We start from the raw sequence: 19,685 nt of genomic DNA on the forward strand, positions 1-19,685 counted from the left end.
AACTACGGGCTTGCTGCGATGTTAGAATAATATGGGGACAATGTGAGGAACAACCCAATATTATTAGAGATTTTCCAAGTGTTTCTGAAGGTTCCGACGCCCATGCGTCAACCCAAGTTTCTTTCGGATATTGTGGCGATGGAAGTCAATGGTGCTGGTGCTACGCGACAGCGTCTTGGCAATTTCTTTTGTGCTGCGCCCCTGAACGATCAATTGGGCGATCTCGGATTCCGTTGGCGTTAGCCCCTCAAGTGCCTGAGCCTGCTTGCCCGCAAAAGATGATGTAATATTTTTGAGATTGACCTCAACGGTGTCAAGATATGAGCGCGCGCGTTCGTTATCACCGTTCAATTGCCGAAGCCGCGAGACATGCGGCAATACAAGCCCCTTAATCTGTTGTGCGACACGCTCCTCGATTTCTGCTTTGGAACGCTCGACGCCTTTCAACAGCACCTGCAATGCAATGTTGGCGTCTTTCAGGTCTCGAGTCCGCTCTTCGATAAGCGCTTCCCGTAACCCCAGCTCCTTTTGCAAACTGGCTTCCGCCTGTTTCCGGTGCTCAATTTCGGCAAGCATGGCTAAGTCGTCCTCGACAATCTGGCTGAAGCGTCTCAACCCTTCGCGAAACTGCAAAGCACGCTGATTTCTGAATCGGTCAAGCATGCAGATAGTCCCAAAATTCGAACCATCCGGCCATTTGAGCGGCAGTCCAACATAAAAACTCATCCCGAACTCCATGTCAGGATTGTCATGCCAATGCGGATCTTGCGTTGCGTCTTCGACACAGAGTTCACCATCTCGTTGGAAAACGCCGGAACAATAAAGTTTGTCATGCAGTTGGAAGGATTGCCCCTCTAGGTAAGGATTCACGTTGCCTGCGCTTTTTACAAAAACGCTGTGCTGTTGCTCGTCGGTGTGCATGATCAACGCGGCAGGTACGCCCGCAATTTCAGAGATCTGGTTGACCAAAAACTGCCATTTAGAGAAAGTTTCACCGTTGACTCTGGGTTCGCACGTTGTGGCTTCTCTTTCCATTTACATCAGACATCCTAAATCTCGTGCGACATTCTGCCGTCATGAAACACTAAAAGTTAGAATCGTGTAACCCTTCAAGACTACCAGCATAAAGCGGGATTCAATTAGAGCTTGACGTCCATAGGACGCGGCTATTCAAGAACGCCACCGCTTGAAGGCCGCTATTCAACTCAGGCGCTGCATCGGTGAGTCTGGCCATAAAGCTGGCATGCGGCGGGGCGGCGGCGGCAGGGTCGCACCGAATCCGTGCCTGGCACCTTCAGGCAGATAAGGCCAGCCAGTCCAAAGCGGTCTTTGATATGAAGCGCTACTCCGTCAACACCAAAGAACCTAGATTTTATGGGTGATTTTCGCAAATCCTGTATTTTCTGCAACTCGGGCTGCCCAGTTGCAGACGACTAAGTTAAGCGGAGTAAACTTGATGTCTTTTCGCAAAACCCTGACTTGCTAGCGCAATAAACCCGGATCGTAGATTGCTAAATTCATTGCACACACAACGTAACGGATACGCTTAATTCAAAAGGAGCTAAGAGATGAAAAAAGCAATGTTTACAACAGCTACAGTGTTCGCACTTGTTTTAAGCGCGGGAATGTCAATGGCCGGCCCGTTGGGCGGCAACAGCCACAGTGGGATTGTAAAGCGCACGATCTCAACAAATACGCGAATAGGCAACTTCCCTGAGAACGCAGAAATATACAAAAATGCCGCTCAAATGGATGGCTCAAACCCGAGCACGCAGTTACCCAATGTTGTAGAACTCACGATTGACGATGGCGGCACTTACACTGTGATTTTTGGCAAGCAGTCGGGTACCAACTTGGGTAATATGCCAATCTATGGCAACTAAGCAGATTATCCCAAAAAGTTTGACCCTTTGGTAGCATCGTGTTGATCTAGGCAGGTATACCCAAAATACCGCAACGTGCCGCCACTGTATATCGGGCACCGGATTCTAACTCCGGGGCCCGATATACAGTGGCCTTTTTAGGCACACAATTCAGCACATGCTCGCTGCGGCCAAAGCGTACCAAAAAGACTTTGGTCCGAGCTGGATTATCATCTGTGTTGGAAGTTGATGTACCGGATGCCTATCGCAATTGCGCAGGATCGCCCCGGAACTGCAATGCTCCTAGCTCATCAGCAGATCTAAGCTTTTCCATAGCGCAGACCCTTATGCCATTCCTCTTTATCAGACCAACGGCGGAGTGGGTGCGTTTGTTGACGTCCACCTGACAGCAACTGCCACACTCGCAAAAGCAGCACCAATGGTCGCTAACTTGAAGTCTTTTCGCAAAACCCTGATGTGCCCGCGCAATCAATCTGAGCCGCAGATTGACAAAGTGATTGCACATACAGCGTAACCGATACGCTTAACTGAAAGGCGCGAAAAGATGAAAAAGGTAATGACTACAACCGCTACTATCTTCGCGCTTATTGTGAGCGCAGGAATGTCCATAGCCGACCCGCTGCGGGGTGAAGGCCAACACGGCAGCTATGATTTCGGTGATCGGTATATGTCGACAAACAGCGATAGCCGTCAATTTGAATCGGACTTCCCTTTGGGCGAGGTCTCGGGCGGACAGCTGACTGTCGGACTGGAATTTGGCATTAGCAGCCTGTCATCGAACGTCGGCACCAGGGTGGCCAGCGCCAATATCTCGGCCAACGCTTACGATGCAACCCTTAGCGCGCTTTGGGTTGCAGATAGTCGGCTATATATTGATGGACGGCTTCGTTATGGGCACTTCGATAGTCAGATACATACGCGTGGCGGCAACTCAGCGGATATCGACGGCAGTGGGTATGGGATATCTGTTGAAATTGGTAAGACGTTCACATTCCCGAATGAATTGACGCTCATCCCGCAAATGCAGCTCATGTATAGCAATATCGATATGGGCGAAATCGCAGTTGGAGGTGGTCGGCTCGGATCCTTGGCCGATGACGATGCTTTGATGGCTCGGTTCGGACTGCGCGCTGAACGTGCTTTTTCCAACAATTCGATGCTGTATGGTCAAATCGACGTCTACCATGCGTTCGACAACGACACCTCAGTGACGTTTGGACAGGACAAGACCGCTATGAGCCTCGGCGGCATTGTCGCCCTGTCGGATCGCTCGCAGCTCTATGTTGAGCTCACCAGCGAAACCGGAATGGGAAGCGCTTCGGGCGACAGTGACTTCGGTTGGAATATCGAGTTCGAGTTCCAGTTTTAATGCGTTTTGCATCTGGTCTGAAACGAGATAGGGCTTTTACAGGGCTCCGTGCTCGCCGACTAAGACACAACCTAAGCAGTTCGAACACTGCCCGGAGAACGGCCCGTCCAGGTCTTATAAGCATTGCTAAACGCAGCTTGGTCAGAATAGCCAAGCGCAAATGCGATATCGGAGAGAGTGAGCTTAGCGTCATCAAGATACTGCTCTGCCAGCCGTTTTCTGATGTCCTTCAGAAGTTGTTTATAGGTCGTGCCTTCTTTGGCCAGCTTACGGCCAAGCGTACTGATACTCATCCCAAGCACCTTCGCGACGTCGTCCTGCGTCGGAGCATTAAAAGACAGTCGCGACGTTATTTCGCTCTGCACCAAAGAACTTGTTTCACCAACTTCAGGCGTTAGTGCCGACATCAGACCTTCCACATGTGTTTCAAGGTGCAAAAGCAGCGCAGGATCCGCATCTCTGATCGGAATATCCAAAATTTTCTTGTCAAACAGAATACCTGGAACGCGTTGGCTTTGTTTGATTTTGACCGATAATGCATCAGAGATTTGTGCCAGCATTTCTTCGGACAGTTTATGCCGAAAACGTATCTCGTGGGTGGGCAGTGGTGTCTCCGCCGCAATCTGAAGGCTAGTTAAAAGAGCGGAGGTTCGAAATTCACTATGAGCACCATCCGCGCGCATCAGCTCGGCCATCGAATCTATCTCAAGAAACATGCCGTCACCTTCCTCATAGAACGACAGCTTGGCAAATCCCCGCGCTAGGCGGGCGTAGTTCACCGCCTTCTCAATTGCATTTCCAACGGTTGGAGAGTTCAAAACGACATAACTCAGAAGTGTCGTCTTTCTGGGATTGAATGTCTTTCCGGCTGAGATCGCAAACAACTGGTCACCGGTTTCTTGGATGGCGAGCTCCAGGAGCCTCAGCTCATTCCGAACATCAACAAAATTTGGGGGCGTTTCGTGAATATCTATGGGTAGGTTGGCCGATCTCAGTAGCGCAACAATATCTGCACCGCAGTTGTCCAGAAGTTTGGCAATGTGATGCACTCCAAAACCTGGAACATTCCAAATTTGGCTATCAGAGCTCGCGTTGTTCTCCGTCATACCGATGTTCCACCCAGATTGAAGTGCCCTGTAACCCAGGCGCGTTTTGTGTTTCAGGCAACAATAGCCAGTGTGCGAAAGCCATGCCAAGCAGTCTTTTGTAGCTTGCGGATAGCAGGTGGTGGCGAGACCGAACGTCAAATTCGTCTGTGGAGTATCGGGCTCCGGCACTTGGAGCAGCGCTACGCAAGTATGAACCTGCGGGACATCGGCGACGCGCAGATAGCGACATTTGCAAACTTCGACCATTTCTTCGAAGCCGGCCTTCAAACAGGGCTCTCTGGTCGTCGAGATGAAGCCGTTTCTAGAACGAAACGCGAGTTTCAGACGGAAGGTTCGGGTAGCGCCGACTTTCGAAGAGATGTTGGTGTTACGCGCAGAACTTTGCGCTTCATGCTCATAGCCTTTGTCCTAGGGAGACCTCTTGAAGATCTGAACCAAGCTGCTCGCACTCCCATCATACTGAAGAGCATGACGGGAGTTAACGAAAGCGTCGCGTTTCACTAATCATGCTAATGAGTATGATTACTCGTACCGTGCACGGAAACGCCCCTAGCGGTACAAAGGAGCCAGAACATGACTGACACCACCTCCGCTGAAACTGCCCAAAGCATCCGGCTCAAGGGGCTAGGAATAGCGCTCATTGGCGCGCTCTTGATGAGCCTTGATCCAGTTTTTATCCGATTTTCTGGAGTAAACGAACTCGAGACATCATTATTGTTCGGCCTTTTTACCGCCATTTCTATGTCCGTTGTCATTCAGCTCAACGACCGACGCGGGCTGGTTCAAGTCCTGCGCGACAGTGGCTTGTCTCGGGTTTCTTAATGCTGGAAAGCGCCAGCGGCCTAGTGTTCGCCATCAAGAATACTTCTATTGCGTACACCTTTCTGATCTTCAGTGCTACACCGGCAATTGCAGCGTCATTCAGCTGGCTGTTTCTGAGGGAAAAGGTGACCCAGCAAACCCTGCTAGCAATTGTAGGTGTGTTTATCGGCATCGCGATTGTCGTATCCGGATCTGCCGGATCAGGCAACTGGCTGGGAGATCTGCTAGCGGTCTTTGGCCGCGTCATGTCGATGGTTACAACGCGCTATGCCACAGCGACCGAAGTGTCGATGACACTTATGCTTGAAACCGTATTGGCTCCGGTCTGGGCCTACTTGTTCTTCACTGAGGTTCCATGGATCAACAGCATCCTTGGCGGCGCGGTCGTCCTGATCACGATCTTGGCCTATACCCTGTATCTGACCAAAGAAGACAGCTGAGCGCGCAAGCGCAAACCCTTCTCCGCATCCACAAATACGCTAGACATCCATGATCAAGTCGGAAATCGTGGGCTATGACTTATGCCCATTCCTGCAGCCCTGCATCATTTCACTATTAGAAAAACAAGTGGCGTACACCGTCACCTATATCGAACCGAACAATAAACCCGAGTGGGTTCAGGAGCATTCAACAAAGGGGATCACCCCATTCCTTTTGGCTGACGGAAAAGCGCTTTTTTAATCGGAGATCATGAATGACTTCATTGATGAGGTGACGCCAGGAAGCCCGTATCCGCAGGATGTCTTTCTGAAAGCCCTGAACCGACTATGGATCGATCACAGCTATGATCTTCTTGATCACATCTATGAAATCAAAACTGCGTTAGATCCTGTTTCGGTTGAGGTTGAAAAAGAGAAGCTTTGCACCAAACTCCGGGCATTGGGAGAAAACCTTGGGGATCGGCCGTTCTTTGATGGCGATCAGTTCAGCCTTGTAGATGCGACATATGCTCCTGTTTTCAGATCAATCAATCTGATTGATTTGCATTTCGCGACGGGCATTCTGGCTGACTTGCCTTTGGTCAAGCAATGGGCAGCCAGTGTGCTCAGCCGATCGTCGGTGCGACACTCCATCCTCGATACCTATGAAGAAATGTCGCTTGCAAAAATCGCGCAAAGCAGATCGGCGATCGGTCGACGGTGGGCCACCCAGCTGTCCGAGTAGCGCCTGCTCACTCTCGTTGGAGATCCGCAAGCACCAGTCGGGTCGCAGAAACTGCCAGTTGGGCGATCTCTGGATCGCCTGGTCGGCCCAAGCCAAGCAAGACATCATCCCGGTTGGCCAAAAGCATCGAGGTCCATAGACGTATGGGTTCACGAGGGTGTTCAACTCCCAATCGTTCACTGAAGAACTTTGTCAGTATGGCATTGGTTTCATCCGGGGCTGCCGTGAAAAAGGTTGTGACGATTTCTGGAGATTTGCCACTTTCCGCCACCAGCAGCCTGAAGATATTTAAAGGTTCGTCTTCTAGGTGCCAACGGATAAAACCCTCAGCAAATCGAACAAGGGCTTCATCGGTATCGGGATGATCCAGATGCCGCGAGAAATCTGCGCCACTCAACTGTCCAATCCATCTTACTGTCGCTTCGAACAGGTCGGTCTTTGATGGGAAATATCGATAGACTGTTTGCTTGGTGACGTTTGAAAGAGAAGCAATTCGATCCATGTTGGCGGCTTCAAATCCGGCCGACAAGAATTCTTCTCGCGCAGCACCCAGTATGGCGACACGCTTTGCCTCTTTTCTTTCTTCCAAAGTTCCCATGGTCAGACAGCCTGTCTCAAAATTTCACTCTTAATGAAGAGTGAATACTCTGGCTATGGATCAAGAACAATTGAATCATACTCTCCAGTGTGATTGTCGCAGGTGATCAGAGGTAGCATGACAACCAAAAGGGACAACTGGAGCGAACCCAATCTCACAATTGTGCCCATCTTCTGGCAAGTCTATAGCGGAGCCGCGAAGGTCTGCTTTCTTGGAACCCCGAGTTTTCATTTGGCCGCTTTGGGCCGCTTGCGGCCAACTGAGGAAGTTCAGTCGGCTGTTCAGCCTCTCGATCAGGAAGCCATACCGCTGGAAGGCAGCTTTCTACAACGTATCGGAAGTGGCAGATGGCGGTTAAATAGACGATCAACGTATACTTTGCCAAATCGTACTATAGGCTTCTTATTCACCCTACGATCAGACCGTCTTGCATATTGTGAAAATTACCACGGAAACTTGGCTGCAAACTAGCATCCTGTCTTTTTCGGTGACAGTTCAGGTCAACAGGGTCGTTGTCTTTGCATCGGAACAAAGGGCTGGTTCTGAACGCCTACGTACCAATATTTTGAATATTTTTCAACACCCTGACTAGAAAGGCTTGCGGTCTTATACACTTTTTAGGATTGGGAGCGAAATTTACTCTAGGGGCCTAAGGTATCAAGCCTCTTGCTCCAAATAGTCGCGCAACAACGCTGCAAATAGCTTTGGTTTTTCAAGATGAATTGCATGCGCACACCCAGGTACAACCGCAAGTTGAGCTTTCTGGATCGTCCTCCACAATAGAGCCGTCTGTTCCCAGGCGTAAGTGCGATCACGATCCCCCCAGATCACCAGTGTTTCTTGTGTAAAGTTGCAAAGCTCGGTTTCTCCTGACCAGTTTTGCATGGCGTCCAAACCTGCCAATATGGCTTCAAGACTAGCGTGTTCTGCGATTGCCGCACAACGTGCGTACCCGACTGCCTCCTCACGATGTTGAAACCATGTCGCAGCAATGCGTCGCGCCGTAGCTTGCGCACCGTCCGAGCGGGCGCGCATTTTACTTTCAGCGATCGTCTCAAATCGCCCGGGCAAGACGCCTTTTGCTCCTGTGGCATAAAGCACGAACTTCTTGATCCTATCCGGGGCTTTGCGGGCCATTTCTTGCACGATCATCCCGCCCATCGAGTGACCTAGCAGATCAAAAACCTGCACACCCCGGCTGTTCAACTCGGCAATCATCCAATCCGCAAACCCACCGATGGTATCAATCGGGGCGAGATGATTGTTTGCACCAAATCCAGGCAGGTCGAGTGCAATGACCTCGCGTATCTGCGACAGTTGCGCGACTTCTCCGGCCCACTGTGCGCTGCCGCCCATGAAACCATGCACCATCACAAGCGGTGTCACTTGCGCTTTCCCTGCACAATTCGGTCGAGGATCATGGCACAGAACAGGATCGCAAAGCCTGCTAGAATACCTTGCCCTACATTAGCATATTGCAAGGCCTCCAGCACGTCTTCTCCAAGACCCTTGGCGCCGATCAGCGATGCAACAACGACCATTGCTAATGATAACATAATCGTCTGATTGATACCCGCACGGATCGACGGGCTGGCCAAGGGCAGATCCACTCGTGTGAGGAGATACCATTTGTTTGCACCGAATGAGATCGCAGCCTCTCGCACGCTTGCGGGCACACCGCGTAGCCCCAGAACCGTTAATCGCACCACGGGTGTGCCGCCAAAGATCATTGTCGTAACCACTGCCGCAGGTTTACCCGTGCCGAAAAACGCGATCACGGGGATCATGAAAACAAAAGCGGGCATCGTTTGCATAAAGTCCATGATGGGTTGAATAACTGCATAGAAGCGTGGGCGACGGGCCGCAAACATCCCCAGCGGAATCCCGACCAAGATGGACAGACAGGCCGCTGTGCCCAGCAAGGCAAGAGTGGTCATCGCCTTTTCCCAAAACCCCAACAAGCCCATGTAGGACAAGAAAGCACCTGACCAAATCGCCATGCGGACACCAGCGGTCAACCACGTCAGCAAGATGATCAGCGCGGCAATCACAATCCAAGGCGTGCTGACAAAAACGATCTCCAACGCATCCAACAAGAGCCTGATCACAAATGTTATCGCATCAAAGAGCGTATCACCGTTCAAGACAGCCCAGTTAAAGAAATTCTCTACCCAATCAATGCTACTCAGCCGGATGTCGGGATTGGTCGGGAAGCTGCTGAGAAGATCAAAACGCCCTGGAAAACTGTAGTGGAACATCGCTGCCATGACGATCAGCACCATGAAAGTAGCGCTGAGGATGATATGCACTAAAGGCATCGCCGAGCGGATCGTGCGATCAGACACCCAATCCGAGAACCGCGCTTCAAGCGCCCAATTGGCCACGGTGGCTTGAGCAATTTTTGCCAAGATTAGGATAACAAAACCGATCAATGCGATGTGCGGTCCTTGTGCTGCCATTGCGACCGCTTCGTCGCGCATCCCATCGATGTTGCTTTCTAAGCCGTCCACAGCACGGCGGAACGCATCCACCCGGTCAGAGCCAGACTCGATCGCCGCCGCGAGCTGCTGGCGGCGGAGTTCCAAGGTACCTTCAATGGAGGCTATCCTGGCCATCGCGTCAGCGCCAAGATCACCAAAAAGACCGCGTGCAATTTGCACCAGCGCCAACACTTCTATGATCAGAAAAGGCAGCGCCCAAGACCAAAGCCCTCGTGCACCAAACCAAACAGGGCCGAATATACCGGCCATCAGATTGAACGTTGGCGTAAATCGAGATGAGGCCCCGATCTTGCTAAAGTTCGCAGTGTAATAATCAGGGTTGGTTCGCACAAAGGTGCGAATGTTGTCGCACCGTTCTTCGGCATAGGCGATTGCGGCTTCGCTGTTGGGATCATCGAGCGGATTTACGGTTGTGTCCATCATGATATCTCGGTCCCTTCAATAACGGTACGCAGCAAATCAGCACGTGTGACGATGCCAATATCGGTACCATCACCTTGCACGATGATTGGATTATCGTCGTCAATAGCAAGGTTGATAAGATTACTGAGTGTTTCGTGCCCTTCAACACGACGTGCATTGCTAGAAACAGGGCCACTTTTGGCAATGTAGCGATCAAGCGGCTGCATGACAGCATGCGCATGCACCACCTTCAAACGCGAGATTCCGGCGACAAAGTCGGCTACGTAATCATCGGCAGGGTTCATGACGATGTCTTCGGCGGTGCCGATCTGCACGACCTGTCCGTCCCGCATGATCGCGATCCGATCGCCAATACGAACGGCTTCATCAAGATCATGTGTGATAAAGATGGTGGTTTTCTTCAAGATCTCAGAAAGGCGGATGAACTCATCCTGCAACTGTCTACGGATCAAAGGATCAAGGGCCGAAAACGGCTCATCCATCAGCAAGACATCGGGGTTTGCGGCAAGAGCTCGTGCCAATCCGACGCGCTGCTGCATCCCTCCTGATAACTCATGGGCAAATTTTGCCCCCCATGCACGAAGTTCAACGATCTCAAGGATCGCTGCCGCCTGTCGCAGGCGCTCATTCTTGGCGACTTGTCGGATTTCCAACGGCATAGCCACGTTATCCAAAACCGACCTATGCGGCATCAAAGCAAAGTTCTGGAACACCATCCCAATCTTGCGATTTCGGAAGGACTGCAATTCTCTCGGACCTAAAGCCATCACATCCGTGCCTTCGATCTCGATTTTGCCCGCAGTGGGCTCAAGAAGTCGGTTGAAGTGGCGCACCAAGGTCGATTTGCCGCTGCCTGACAGACCCATAATGCAAAAGATTTCGCCACGATTGACTGAGAGCGAGACATCAGCGACCCCAACAACAGAGTTAAATTCAGCCAGAACTTCTGATTTGGAGAGCCCCCTGTCGCGGATTGCCTTTAGAGCGACTTCTGGCTTCGCACCAAAAATCTTCCAAACATTCGAGATTTCAATAACGCCGTCGTTGGTTTGCATGGTCGCCCTACCCGCTATTTGGGTTGCCACCGCAGTCTTACTGCGTCGGCACTGTTCAATTTGATGCGCGATTTATAGGCCGAGCATCGCATCAACACGGTCAGAATTTGCTGCGACCCATTCAGCCGCTACTTCTGCTGGTTCACGGCCATTCGCGCTAATCTCAAAGGCAAGACTGCTAACGTCATCAGCGGTTAGTTCAAAGTTGGCAAAGAACTCTGCAATCGCTGGGGAACGATCAGCTAAGGAATTCGACCAGGCTATCTGAACCTGCTTGAGATCATCCTTGGTCGCGACCATCGAATTTTCATACCAGTCGGCGTCATCTGAGGGCTGTTTCATTATGTATTTTTCTGGATCAAACGCAGGCTCTGTCAGCATGACAACGTCGAACATGTACCAAACCGCATGCGGCTCGTAGCAGTAGAATGCGTAACCCTCACCTTTCGCGATGCTGTCTTTGATCCGAGCTGTTTTCACGGCTTCTTCAGCACGAATAGGCTCGATGAAATCAAGCAGACCATAGTCGCGAACCTTTACTTCATTGACATTTGCAGAGGCCCAACCGGGTGCGCCTATCCACATTTCACCCAATCCATTGCCGTCACTGTCCATCAACGCCGCAACGTCCGGGCGGCCCAAATCAGCGATGTCGGTAATGTCGTTGGCAGCTGCAAAGTCCTTGGAAACACAGAAGCCTTGGTTGCCCTGGTAAGGGTTCGAAGAAAGTGTGACGGTGCCAGCTTTACCGACGTATTCGTTCGTAAAACTCTCCTGATTGGGTAGCCATACATCAGGGTGTACATCAATGTCGCCTTCGCCTTGGTCCATCGCCTGGAAAATCGTAGCATTGTTGCCTGGGACGTAGTCGACGGTGCCGCCAATCCGGGTTGTGACCGCTTCGCCCAAAACATAGGCAATCGCCTGTGCGCCAGTCCATGTCGGCACGCCGATTTTGACCTCTTCAGCGAAGGCCGGGACACTTATCACGCTGGCGAGCGCCGCGGTCATCAGTTTCATTTTCACAGTCATTTCCTATCTCCTTGTTGGTTCTTTTTTTGTAGTTTTTATGCTGAGTAACCGGGCAGCCCGAAGGTTTCGGGATAGCCAAAGAGTGCAGCGCTGCCCCCTGTATGCAGGAAAACAACGTTGTTCATGCCGTCGAAATGGCCCTTGCGGACCAAGTCGATCAGGCCATCGAGGCCCTTGCCTGAATAGACTGGGTCAAACAAAAGCCCTTCGGTTTGCGCAAGCAGCTTGAGTGCTGCGATCATCCCATCCGTTGGCGAACCATAGCCAGGGCCCACATAGTCACAATTGGCACGCACAGCGCTGCGTACAATCTCTTTTGGCGCGCCAAGGTAAGCGGCGGTACGTTGCGCGAGGTCATACACCATGCTTTCTTGTTTTTCTTGCGGAGCCCGCACACCGATTCCGAGAAGGTGAATATCGCTCTCAATCGCCGCCAGTCCGGTGACCAGACCTGCCTGAGTTCCTGAGCTGCCGGTAGCATGGACGAGGGCATCAATCTCGAGCCCTTTGCCAATAGATTGCTCCACCAACTCGCGGGCGCAGTTAACATAACCCAACGCGCCAATGGTGTTAGACCCACCACCAGGAATGATATAGGGGGTATTGCCCTCTCGTTGTAGTTTGTCGGCAAGAACTTCCATCTCAGCATTCATGTCCGTGCCGCCACTGCGTTTGGACACACTTGCGCCATGCAGACGGTTCAACAGAACGTTGCCGTTCATGATGTAGCTGCCGTCATTCGATCCCGTGCGATCTTCTAGCAGAATATGGCATGTCATTCCCAGTTTGGCAGCAGCGGCGGCGGTTTGCCGAGCATGGTTTGACTGGGTTGCACCTTGGGTGATGATCGTGCCCGCACCATTTTTCTGGGCGTCAGCCATCAAGTACTCTAGCTTTCTCGTCTTGTTGCCGCCAGATGATAGTCCTGTGCAGTCGTCGCGCTTTACCCAGAGACGTGGGCCCCCGAGTTCTTCGCTGAGGCGATCCATGGGTTCGAGTGGTGTTGGGAAATGGCCCAATGTCACACGCGGAAATTTTGCCAGCCGAACGGCGAGGTCCTTGCAGCGGCTTGCCATCAATTCTGTCGGCTCTGTAAGTTGGTGCGCCGGTGCGTGTTCTGTTGCAGTCATAATATGCCCCATGTCATTTTCAGACAAAGCATTGCCTGGGGTTAAACATAAAAACAGTGCTTTTTTCTATGTATACCCATACATTTGATATGAGCAAAGGAGACTAACAGATGCAATTCCAATGGTTGGACGATGTTCTTGTGTTACTAGAGGAAGGCAACATGTCGCGAGCCGCGGCGCGCCGAAACATCACCCAACCCGCATTCTCAAGGCGGATTCGAGGGTTTGAAGACTGGCTTGGCACAGACATTCTTGACCGCAAAAAGAACCGGGTTGAGATCAGCGAAGCACTAACGTCCAACGAAAATGAAATTCGTGCACTTATGACCCGCTTGCGCGAGCTTCGCACAAAGATTGCGCATTTCGAAAAGTCACGGATGACAGTGGAAATAGCCGCACAACACGCTCCAATATGTGCGACATTTCCAGACATGGCCTTACGCGCTAAAAATGAGTTTCAAGGTCTGCAATTCCGGTTACGTGCCGGTAATCTGAACGACTGTGTGTCTATGTTTCTACGCGGCGATACAAGCATGTTACTATGCTATGAGGCCAAAAGCGTCCGCACGCTTCAATTCGGCCCAGACATCAAGCGCGGCGTATGGGGGAATGACTATCTGGTGCCAGTTGTTGGCGGTGCATTACGCTATATCGTGACAGACTACGGGAATGTTCCTACAAATACGCCCGCAATCGTCTACCCTGAAGACAGCTACTTTGGTGAAGTGCTGCGCAAGAATAACAAACCCTTCGGCATTCCAAGTTCCAGCGCCAACACGTTTAGCGTTTCAGCGTTCTCAAGTGGTACCCGAGAGCTTGTTCTCAAAGGATTGGGCATCGGTTGGCTTCCTTTCAGCATGGCGTACCGAGAAATCGAAAGTGGGGAGTTGATTTCGCTTGCAAACCATTACGGTCAAGAAGCACTTCAGGTGGCGATTTACGCTGACAAAACAGTCGAAATCGCCCGGAGGCTGATGAAACTTTGGGCGAAGGATGTTTGATACCGTGTCTCAGCCAATGTCAAAGCGAGCAATGACAGCTTTCTAATTCAGAAAATTGACCCTGTATCCTCGGCGGTCTCCCGCCCCCACCCGATACACTGTTAGCTGAGCATTAGTTTGATCGAAAGTGAATCAGGGAAATCCTCACAATTTCCGCTCGGAAACGCCGACGGCCTGCGCTTACAGGGAAGCGCGGCTTCTCGGCGCGGCGTCGCAGCTGATGGCAGAAGTTTGGGCTGTTCAAAATGGTGACTTTGCAAAGCCCGCTTTCTGTGCATCACTTTCAGTCATGGCCTCTGACGTGCTCCCCGCAGCGTCCTCGGTTATTAGTTCGCTCTGTTCAGGGTTCGGTCCCATTATCGCTGACCACCATGCAGGGATAGCCACGCGTTCGAGCGATATTGTCGAGCTCACGGGCAACCCGCTGGCCGGAGAAGTGAGGTGTCCACGACCGCAGCCAGGCAGTCCCGACTGAAGTCGTCAATGACGCAGAGCACCCGGAAACGGCGGCCATCAGACAAACTGTCCGAGACGAAGTCCAGCGACCATCTCTGGTTCGGCCCTTGCGGGATCGCCATGGGCGCACGCGTCCCAATGGCGCGGTTTCGCCCGCCGCGCTTGCGCAGGCTCAGCCCCTCTTCGTGGTAGATCCGCTAGAGCTTCTTCCAGTTCACCTGCCAGCCCTCGCGGCCGAGCAGCAGGTGCAGCCGACGCCGCCGCCGTTCGCTGGACACCTCCCTCGGCCTCTCTCGCAACTCGGCGTCCGCAGGCCTGGTTGATCCACGCCGATAGACGCGCGGATCGATCCCGGCCAGGGCACAGGCCCGCCGCTGGTTGTCGTTCTTCTCTGTCATGGCCCAGTCCACGGCTCTCCGCCTTGCACCGGATCTCTTTCAGCGTTGCCACATCAAGCATCTGCTCGGCCAACATCTTCTTGAGCTTGGCGTTCTCGACCGCCAGAGCCTTCAGCCGCTTGGCCTCGGACACTTCCATGCCGCCATACTTCGAACGCCATTTGTAGAAAGTGCTATCGCTGATGCCGTGCTTCCGGCACAGTTCCTTCGCCCCCATTCCGGCTTGGTGCTCCTTAAGGATGCCAATGATCCGCTCTTCGCTGAAACGGCTTTTCCGCATCGCCTGTCTCCTCGCTTGGAGAACAGGCTAACTTCAAATCGCGGACTTTTCAGGGGAGCATGTCACCTCTACACCATATTCAGTGGCTAGGCTTCGCCCTGAACGGTTGCTTCCGAAAAACCGACAGAGCGCCAAACCTAACTTAACACGCCAATAGTCAGGAGCTTCAGGCAACGTGTTCATAGTCTTCTTTTCGACCCCGACCTCGGCGGCAATGTCGACCTCTTCCGCACCCTGCTCGGATAACCGTAACGCCAGATATGCCAAGTAGGCTTTGCATAGCCCGTGGCAGGAAGGGAGTTCGAGCTCACAATTGACTGACTGAAACTTAACCGTTCCGCATCAGCAAAACCGATCAGGTTGGCAGCCCGGTGTCCCTCAGCCATTTCGCCAGGCACATAGAGGTGCCTCCGCCAACGGCGCTTTCCGCTCTGGCGCGTACCCTCCACGAGCTTCGCCGCATTCTCCCGGCCTACGACCTCCACAATCTCCTATACCAATTCAGGCAACGGAACCTTGCAACCGCGCCCAGCTGCGAATTGAGCTAATGGGAAGCGTACTACATCTGGTATTTGTTGCCGTTGCGCCAAGGCCGCCTGTGATGCGCATGGAGGCACTGACCGCCCAATGAGCGGGCGGGACACCGCCGCAGGCCACAGATCGCCCCCCACTCGCCTGCAACAGCTTCAGCAACTTCCGGCGTTGCGCCTTGATCTTACTGTCATGGGTGATGCCTGAAACCTGCCGAGGCACCAACCCGCTGGTGCTACGGTTCCGGCCCATTTCCAACACATGCAGGATGGCGGCCCGTTCAACCTGGGCGAAGCATTCGCCACTCACGGAAACCATCTGCGCCCAGCGCCAACGTTAGGTAGCCACCAGCTACCTGAGAAACATGACCCCTGTTGCAATTACCGAGAAAGGCGCAGCGCAGCCTATTGATTTGAAGCCTGCAGAGCCTCGCACGCTGGCCTCTCAAGGTGTACTGCCGCGACCACGCAAGGTTTGTCCCGATGAGCGCCGAGATACGGGCGAGTTACGGGCGGTGAAGCACGGTGACTTCTCAGACGGATTTGAGGACATCCAGTGGCAAAAAACAAGACTCACGACCACCAAGAAGGCTAAGGACGGGATATACGGATATTTACGATAGGACGGCCTCGATGTCCGTTTGCCAGATGATCCGACAGGCGAAAAATATGACTGGGAATACTAGCGCCTGATACGAGGTCGTAGAGAGCTTGCTAGTAGGCTTAGCTTTGACAAACTAATATCAAGCTACAAGAAGAGCCCAAAAATGGGCCCGCTTGGCGCCACGTACAAAGCCCAACTATTCCAAGGTTCTAGAGTAACTACACGGTACAATTAGGAAAAAGAACCCCACAAAAGTGCGCCGCTCATCGGCCACTACGTTCATATGGAAAATCGACACTGGGCTCGGACTGCCAATTATATTCCATACATGATCTCAATCCTGTTTGATCATGCAATTGGTCTTGAATGCGACGGGACAACCCAGCCAATTTAACTGAGAAAATCAAGACCTATGAAGGTCACAGACGGTTGCCAAAGTTGGCAATCACAACACTCCGTGAGAATGCCGACGGCCTTACTTACTCGCATTTGAATTGGCGCTCGGTACCAGGCAGAGAGCCTCAGACCTAACCAGAATGAAATGGTCAGACGTTGAAGACGATGGTATTTGGGTAACCTAAAACAAAACCAGCGTAAGGCTGTGGATTCCATTCACTGTCAGTTTGCGGGCTACTCTTCACGCAATGCCCCGTCAAAGCCTGCACGGCCTTCACTACAGCGCAGCTGATGAGCTAGCAGAGGCAGGATGTACGGACCATCAAATCGCAGCCATCACTGGGCACAAACGCCAGTCCATGATCCAAAAGTATTCACGCGGCGCGAATCAAAAAGCCCTCACCAAGCAGATGCAAGCGCTGCGAGAACAGAGCAAAAACAAAACATGATCGCGGGAAGCTGTTTGGGAAACTTTTTTTCAGAGAAACCAGAACAAGGCCGCAAATCCCTTGTTTTACTGGCAGGGGCATCAGGGTTCGAACCCGAGACCTACGGTTTTGGAGACCGTCGCTCTACCAACTGAGCTATACCCCTGCAGTGCGGAAGTTCCTAAGCCAGAGCTGCATGGCTGGCAAGAGGGAAATCAACGAAAGGGCTCGGATTTCCGCCTGACCTAGCACAACGACTAGCCCCCTTTGCCTAGCTTCAGTATGACGAAGCAAAGCATACATAGGAAAGAGCCAAGAGTGAGCCTGCGAAAGAAAATCGCCGACAGCCCAAGAGTGAACCGTGCCGTTGAAGCCCTTCTGGCCAGTTACGTGCGTTTTGCCTATCGAACGTCGCGCTGGGATCGTCGTGGATTTGAAGAGATGGATGCCTGCGTCGTTGCGGGAGAGCCGGTAATCTTTGTTCTCTGGCACCAGCGATTAATAATGGCGCCCTACCTGTTTGACACGTCGCTAGGCCGTATTTGTGCTCTGACGTCTTCTGCACGTGCTGGCCGACTTGCGGGGCAAATTCTCGTTCGCCTGGGATTTGAAACCATCCCAATGTCGAGCCACAAGCGCCACGTCGCCCTCTCACGAGAAGTCCTCCGTCGAACAAAGGAAGGTTGCTCGATCGGCATTGCGGCAGATGGCCCGCGCGGCCCCGCGCGAATCTCATCAGATGTTCCTATTGTCTGGGCGCGCATGACTGGCTGCAGAGTTTTCACGGTCGCGTTTTCAGAAAAAAGGGTGATCAAATTGCCGACTTGGGACAAGCAGATGCTGCCTATGCCATTTTCGCGCGGAACCCTGATGTGCCAGGAATGGGTCAACACGGTTCCAAGAAAACCAACAGCTCAGCAGGTGGAAGACCTGCGTAAAAGCCTCGAAAAATCACTGGACAAGATCACTGATACAGCGGATTCGATCACCGAAGAATATGCAATGAAGAACAGGCCGTAAGACGGCCCGAATATTCTCTTCCAACATACAACAACAGACCTGAACCGGACAACTTCACAACAAGCAAGGGCGCCCCATTTGGAGCGCCCTTTCTATTTTTCACCTGAGTGGCTCTCGGTGATTCCCCCAAGGGAAAACCACCTGTCACCAGAGGCCGGAGTTTCCTATGAAAACTCGACCTTACTCAGTGATTTTGGACACAACGCCAGCGCCAACGGTGCGGCCACCTTCGCGGATCGCGAAACGCAGGCCGTTTTCCATGGCGATCGGGGCGATCAGCTCAACGTCAAACTTCAGGTTGTCGCCAGGCATAACCATCTCGGTCCCCTCAGGAAGGGTCACGGTGCCGGTCACGTCGGTGGTGCGGAAGTAGAACTGCGGACGGTAGTTCGCAAAGAACGGGGTGTGACGACCGCCTTCTTCTTTGGTCAGAATGTAGGCTTCTGCCTCGAACTTCGTGTGCGGGTTCACAGACTTGGGTGCGCACAGAACCTGGCCACGCTCAACGCCGTCACGGTCGATACCGCGCAGCAGGGCGCCGATGTTGTCGCCAGCTTCACCGCGATCCAGCAGCTTGCGGAACATTTCAACACCGGTACAGGTGGTGGTCTGGGTGTCACGGATACCAACGATTTCAATGCTGTCGCCAACGTTGATCACGCCGCGCTCAACACGACCGGTCACAACAGTACCACGGCCAGAGATCGAGAACACATCTTCAACCGGCATCAGGAACGGCTGGTCAACCGCACGTGCAGGCGTTGGGATATAATCATCAACAGCTGCCATCAGCTCTTTGATTTTCTCTTCGCCGATTTCAGGCTTGTTGCCTTCCATTGCGGCCAGAGCCGAACCCGCGATGATTGGGATATCGTCGCCAGGGTAGTCGTAGGACGACAGCAGCTCACGGATTTCCATTTCGACCAGCTCAAGCAGCTCTTCATCGTCGACCTGGTCAACTTTGTTCATGAAGACAACCATGTGCGGGATGCCAACCTGGCGACCCAGCAGGATGTGCTCACGGGTCTGAGGCATCGGGCCGTCAGCAGCGTTCACAACCAGGATCGCGCCGTCCATCTGCGCCGCACCAGTGATCATGTTCTTCACATAGTCAGCGTGGCCGGGGCAATCAACGTGGGCGTAGTGACGGCCTTCGGTTTCATACTCAACATGCGCGGTCGAAATGGTGATCCCGCGGGCTTTTTCTTCGGGTGCGCCGTCGATCTGATCGTAGGCTTTGAAGTCACCAAAGTACTTGGTGATCGCTGCGGTCAGCGTGGTCTTACCGTGGTCAACGTGGCCGATGGTGCCGATGTTGACGTGCGGTTTTGTACGTTCAAACTTTTCCTTAGCCATTCTGTAGGCGCCCTTTTGAATTGGGGGTCGAAGCGTGACCCGAATTTCCTCTGCGCGCGCGGCTTATTTGGTTTGTGGGTAAAAATCAACCCGTTCCTGTACGACGCACGGTAAATCGTCACCAGACGGG

18 protein-coding genes, 1 tRNA gene and 2 pseudogenes are annotated in these 19,685 nt (G+C 52.7%); 9 read left to right on the forward strand and 12 right to left on the reverse strand.

All coding sequences use genetic code 11. The annotated features are described in order from the left end of the window. Positions 1–63: 63 nt before the first annotated feature. Positions 64–1,035, reverse strand: coding sequence for a LuxR C-terminal-related transcriptional regulator (locus ACEWZM_RS07630; protein WP_414005864.1), 972 nt, complete (start codon positions 1,033–1,035; stop codon positions 64–66). Positions 1,036–1,568: 533 nt separating this feature from the next. On the opposite strand from ACEWZM_RS07630, the gene ACEWZM_RS07635 reads away from it, so the two are divergent. Together ACEWZM_RS07635 and ACEWZM_RS07640 are read left to right on the forward strand one after the other, a co-directional pair. Next, a complete protein-coding gene (locus ACEWZM_RS07635; protein WP_414005865.1) occupies positions 1,569–1,883 on the forward strand; it encodes a hypothetical protein in 315 nt (104 codons plus the stop codon). A gap of 544 nt (positions 1,884–2,427) precedes the next feature. Next, entirely contained in the window at positions 2,428–3,252 is an 825-nt protein-coding gene (locus ACEWZM_RS07640) for an autotransporter domain-containing protein (protein WP_414005866.1), read from the forward strand. Positions 3,253–3,323: 71 nt separating this feature from the next. On the opposite strand, the gene ACEWZM_RS07645 is transcribed toward ACEWZM_RS07640, so the two are convergent. After that, positions 3,324–4,628, reverse strand: a complete 1,305-nt coding sequence (locus ACEWZM_RS07645; protein ID WP_414005867.1) for an AraC family transcriptional regulator — start codon at positions 4,626–4,628, stop codon at positions 3,324–3,326. A gap of 306 nt (positions 4,629–4,934) precedes the next feature. Here ACEWZM_RS07645 and ACEWZM_RS07650 point away from each other — a divergent pair, with 306 nt between their 5' ends. The 5 genes and pseudogenes from ACEWZM_RS07650 (at position 4,935) to ACEWZM_RS07670 (ending at position 6,347) form a co-directional block, all read left to right on the forward strand. Continuing rightward, on the forward strand, positions 4,935–5,183 hold the full coding sequence (locus ACEWZM_RS07650; RefSeq protein ID WP_414005868.1) for a hypothetical protein: 249 nt from the start codon (positions 4,935–4,937) through the stop codon (positions 5,181–5,183). After that, positions 5,183–5,308, forward strand: a pseudogene (locus ACEWZM_RS07655) (EamA/RhaT family transporter); the annotation flags it as partial. The gene ACEWZM_RS07650 and the pseudogene ACEWZM_RS07655, both read left to right, overlap by 1 nt. Then, a complete protein-coding gene (locus tag ACEWZM_RS07660) occupies positions 5,309–5,623 on the forward strand; it encodes a hypothetical protein (RefSeq protein ID WP_414008085.1) in 315 nt (104 codons plus the stop codon). Between the two features lie 49 nt (positions 5,624–5,672). Continuing rightward, positions 5,673–5,864, forward strand: coding sequence for a glutathione S-transferase N-terminal domain-containing protein (locus tag ACEWZM_RS07665; RefSeq protein WP_414005869.1), 192 nt, complete (start codon positions 5,673–5,675; stop codon positions 5,862–5,864). Between the two features lie 9 nt (positions 5,865–5,873). Next, positions 5,874–6,347 (forward strand): glutathione S-transferase family protein, encoded by a 474-nt coding sequence (locus ACEWZM_RS07670; RefSeq protein ID WP_414005870.1) that lies wholly within the window; start codon positions 5,874–5,876, stop codon positions 6,345–6,347. Between the two features lie 7 nt (positions 6,348–6,354). Here ACEWZM_RS07670 and ACEWZM_RS07675 read toward each other — a convergent pair whose 3' ends face one another. The 6 genes from ACEWZM_RS07675 to cuyA all read right to left on the reverse strand — a co-directional run bounded on the left by ACEWZM_RS07675 (position 6,355) and on the right by cuyA (position 13,032). Beyond that, positions 6,355–6,945 (reverse strand): TetR/AcrR family transcriptional regulator, encoded by a 591-nt coding sequence (locus ACEWZM_RS07675; protein WP_414005871.1) that lies wholly within the window; start codon positions 6,943–6,945, stop codon positions 6,355–6,357. 657 nt (positions 6,946–7,602) lie between these two features. Continuing rightward, positions 7,603–8,331, reverse strand: a complete 729-nt coding sequence (locus ACEWZM_RS07680; RefSeq protein WP_414005872.1) for an alpha/beta fold hydrolase — start codon at positions 8,329–8,331, stop codon at positions 7,603–7,605. Then, positions 8,328–9,869, reverse strand: a complete 1,542-nt coding sequence (locus tag ACEWZM_RS07685) for an ABC transporter permease (RefSeq protein ID WP_414005873.1) — start codon at positions 9,867–9,869, stop codon at positions 8,328–8,330. Before ACEWZM_RS07685 ends, ACEWZM_RS07680 begins: the two co-directional genes overlap by 4 nt. Continuing rightward, on the reverse strand, positions 9,866–10,924 hold the full coding sequence (locus tag ACEWZM_RS07690) for a quaternary amine ABC transporter ATP-binding protein (RefSeq protein WP_414005874.1): 1,059 nt from the start codon (positions 10,922–10,924) through the stop codon (positions 9,866–9,868). The genes ACEWZM_RS07685 and ACEWZM_RS07690 overlap by 4 nt, the downstream gene beginning before the upstream one ends. Positions 10,925–10,996: 72 nt before the next feature. After that, on the reverse strand, positions 10,997–11,956 hold the full coding sequence (locus ACEWZM_RS07695; protein WP_414005875.1) for an ABC transporter substrate-binding protein: 960 nt from the start codon (positions 11,954–11,956) through the stop codon (positions 10,997–10,999). A 35-nt stretch (positions 11,957–11,991) separates the two neighbouring features. Then, positions 11,992–13,032 carry a D-cysteate sulfo-lyase gene (cuyA, locus tag ACEWZM_RS07700; RefSeq protein ID WP_462047810.1) on the reverse strand — a complete coding sequence of 347 codons (1,041 nt, stop codon included), beginning with the start codon at positions 13,030–13,032 and terminating at the stop codon, positions 11,992–11,994. Positions 13,033–13,211: 179 nt separating this feature from the next. Between cuyA and ACEWZM_RS07705 the strand changes: the two genes are divergently transcribed. After that, entirely contained in the window at positions 13,212–14,087 is an 876-nt protein-coding gene (locus ACEWZM_RS07705) for a LysR family transcriptional regulator (RefSeq protein WP_414005877.1), read from the forward strand. A 346-nt stretch (positions 14,088–14,433) separates the two neighbouring features. On the opposite strand, the pseudogene ACEWZM_RS07710 reads toward ACEWZM_RS07705, so the two are convergent. The 3 genes and pseudogenes from ACEWZM_RS07710 to ACEWZM_RS07720 form a co-directional block, all read right to left on the reverse strand. Continuing rightward, positions 14,434–15,221: pseudogene (locus ACEWZM_RS07710) on the reverse strand (IS3 family transposase); the annotation flags it as partial. Positions 15,222–15,722: 501 nt separating this feature from the next. Continuing rightward, positions 15,723–16,070 (reverse strand): hypothetical protein, encoded by a 348-nt coding sequence (locus ACEWZM_RS07715; protein ID WP_414005878.1) that lies wholly within the window; start codon positions 16,068–16,070, stop codon positions 15,723–15,725. Positions 16,071–17,269: 1,199 nt separating this feature from the next. Then, positions 17,270–17,345, reverse strand: a tRNA-Trp gene (locus ACEWZM_RS07720). A gap of 152 nt (positions 17,346–17,497) precedes the next feature. Here ACEWZM_RS07720 and ACEWZM_RS07725 point away from each other — a divergent pair. Beyond that, the gene (locus ACEWZM_RS07725; protein ID WP_414005879.1) at positions 17,498–18,199 is read left to right on the forward strand and encodes a lysophospholipid acyltransferase family protein; all 702 of its coding nucleotides are present in this window, start codon (positions 17,498–17,500) and stop codon (positions 18,197–18,199) included. Positions 18,200–18,379: 180 nt separating this feature from the next. Here ACEWZM_RS07725 and tuf read toward each other — a convergent pair whose 3' ends face one another. Then, positions 18,380–19,555: an elongation factor Tu gene (gene tuf / locus ACEWZM_RS07730; protein ID WP_414005850.1), complete on the reverse strand. Its 1,176-nt coding sequence runs from the start codon at positions 19,553–19,555 to the stop codon at positions 18,380–18,382. Positions 19,556–19,685 lie beyond the last annotated feature (130 nt).

The organism is Phaeobacter cretensis (assembly GCF_047372505.1).
Lineage (GTDB): Bacteria > Pseudomonadota > Alphaproteobacteria > Rhodobacterales > Rhodobacteraceae > Phaeobacter > Phaeobacter cretensis.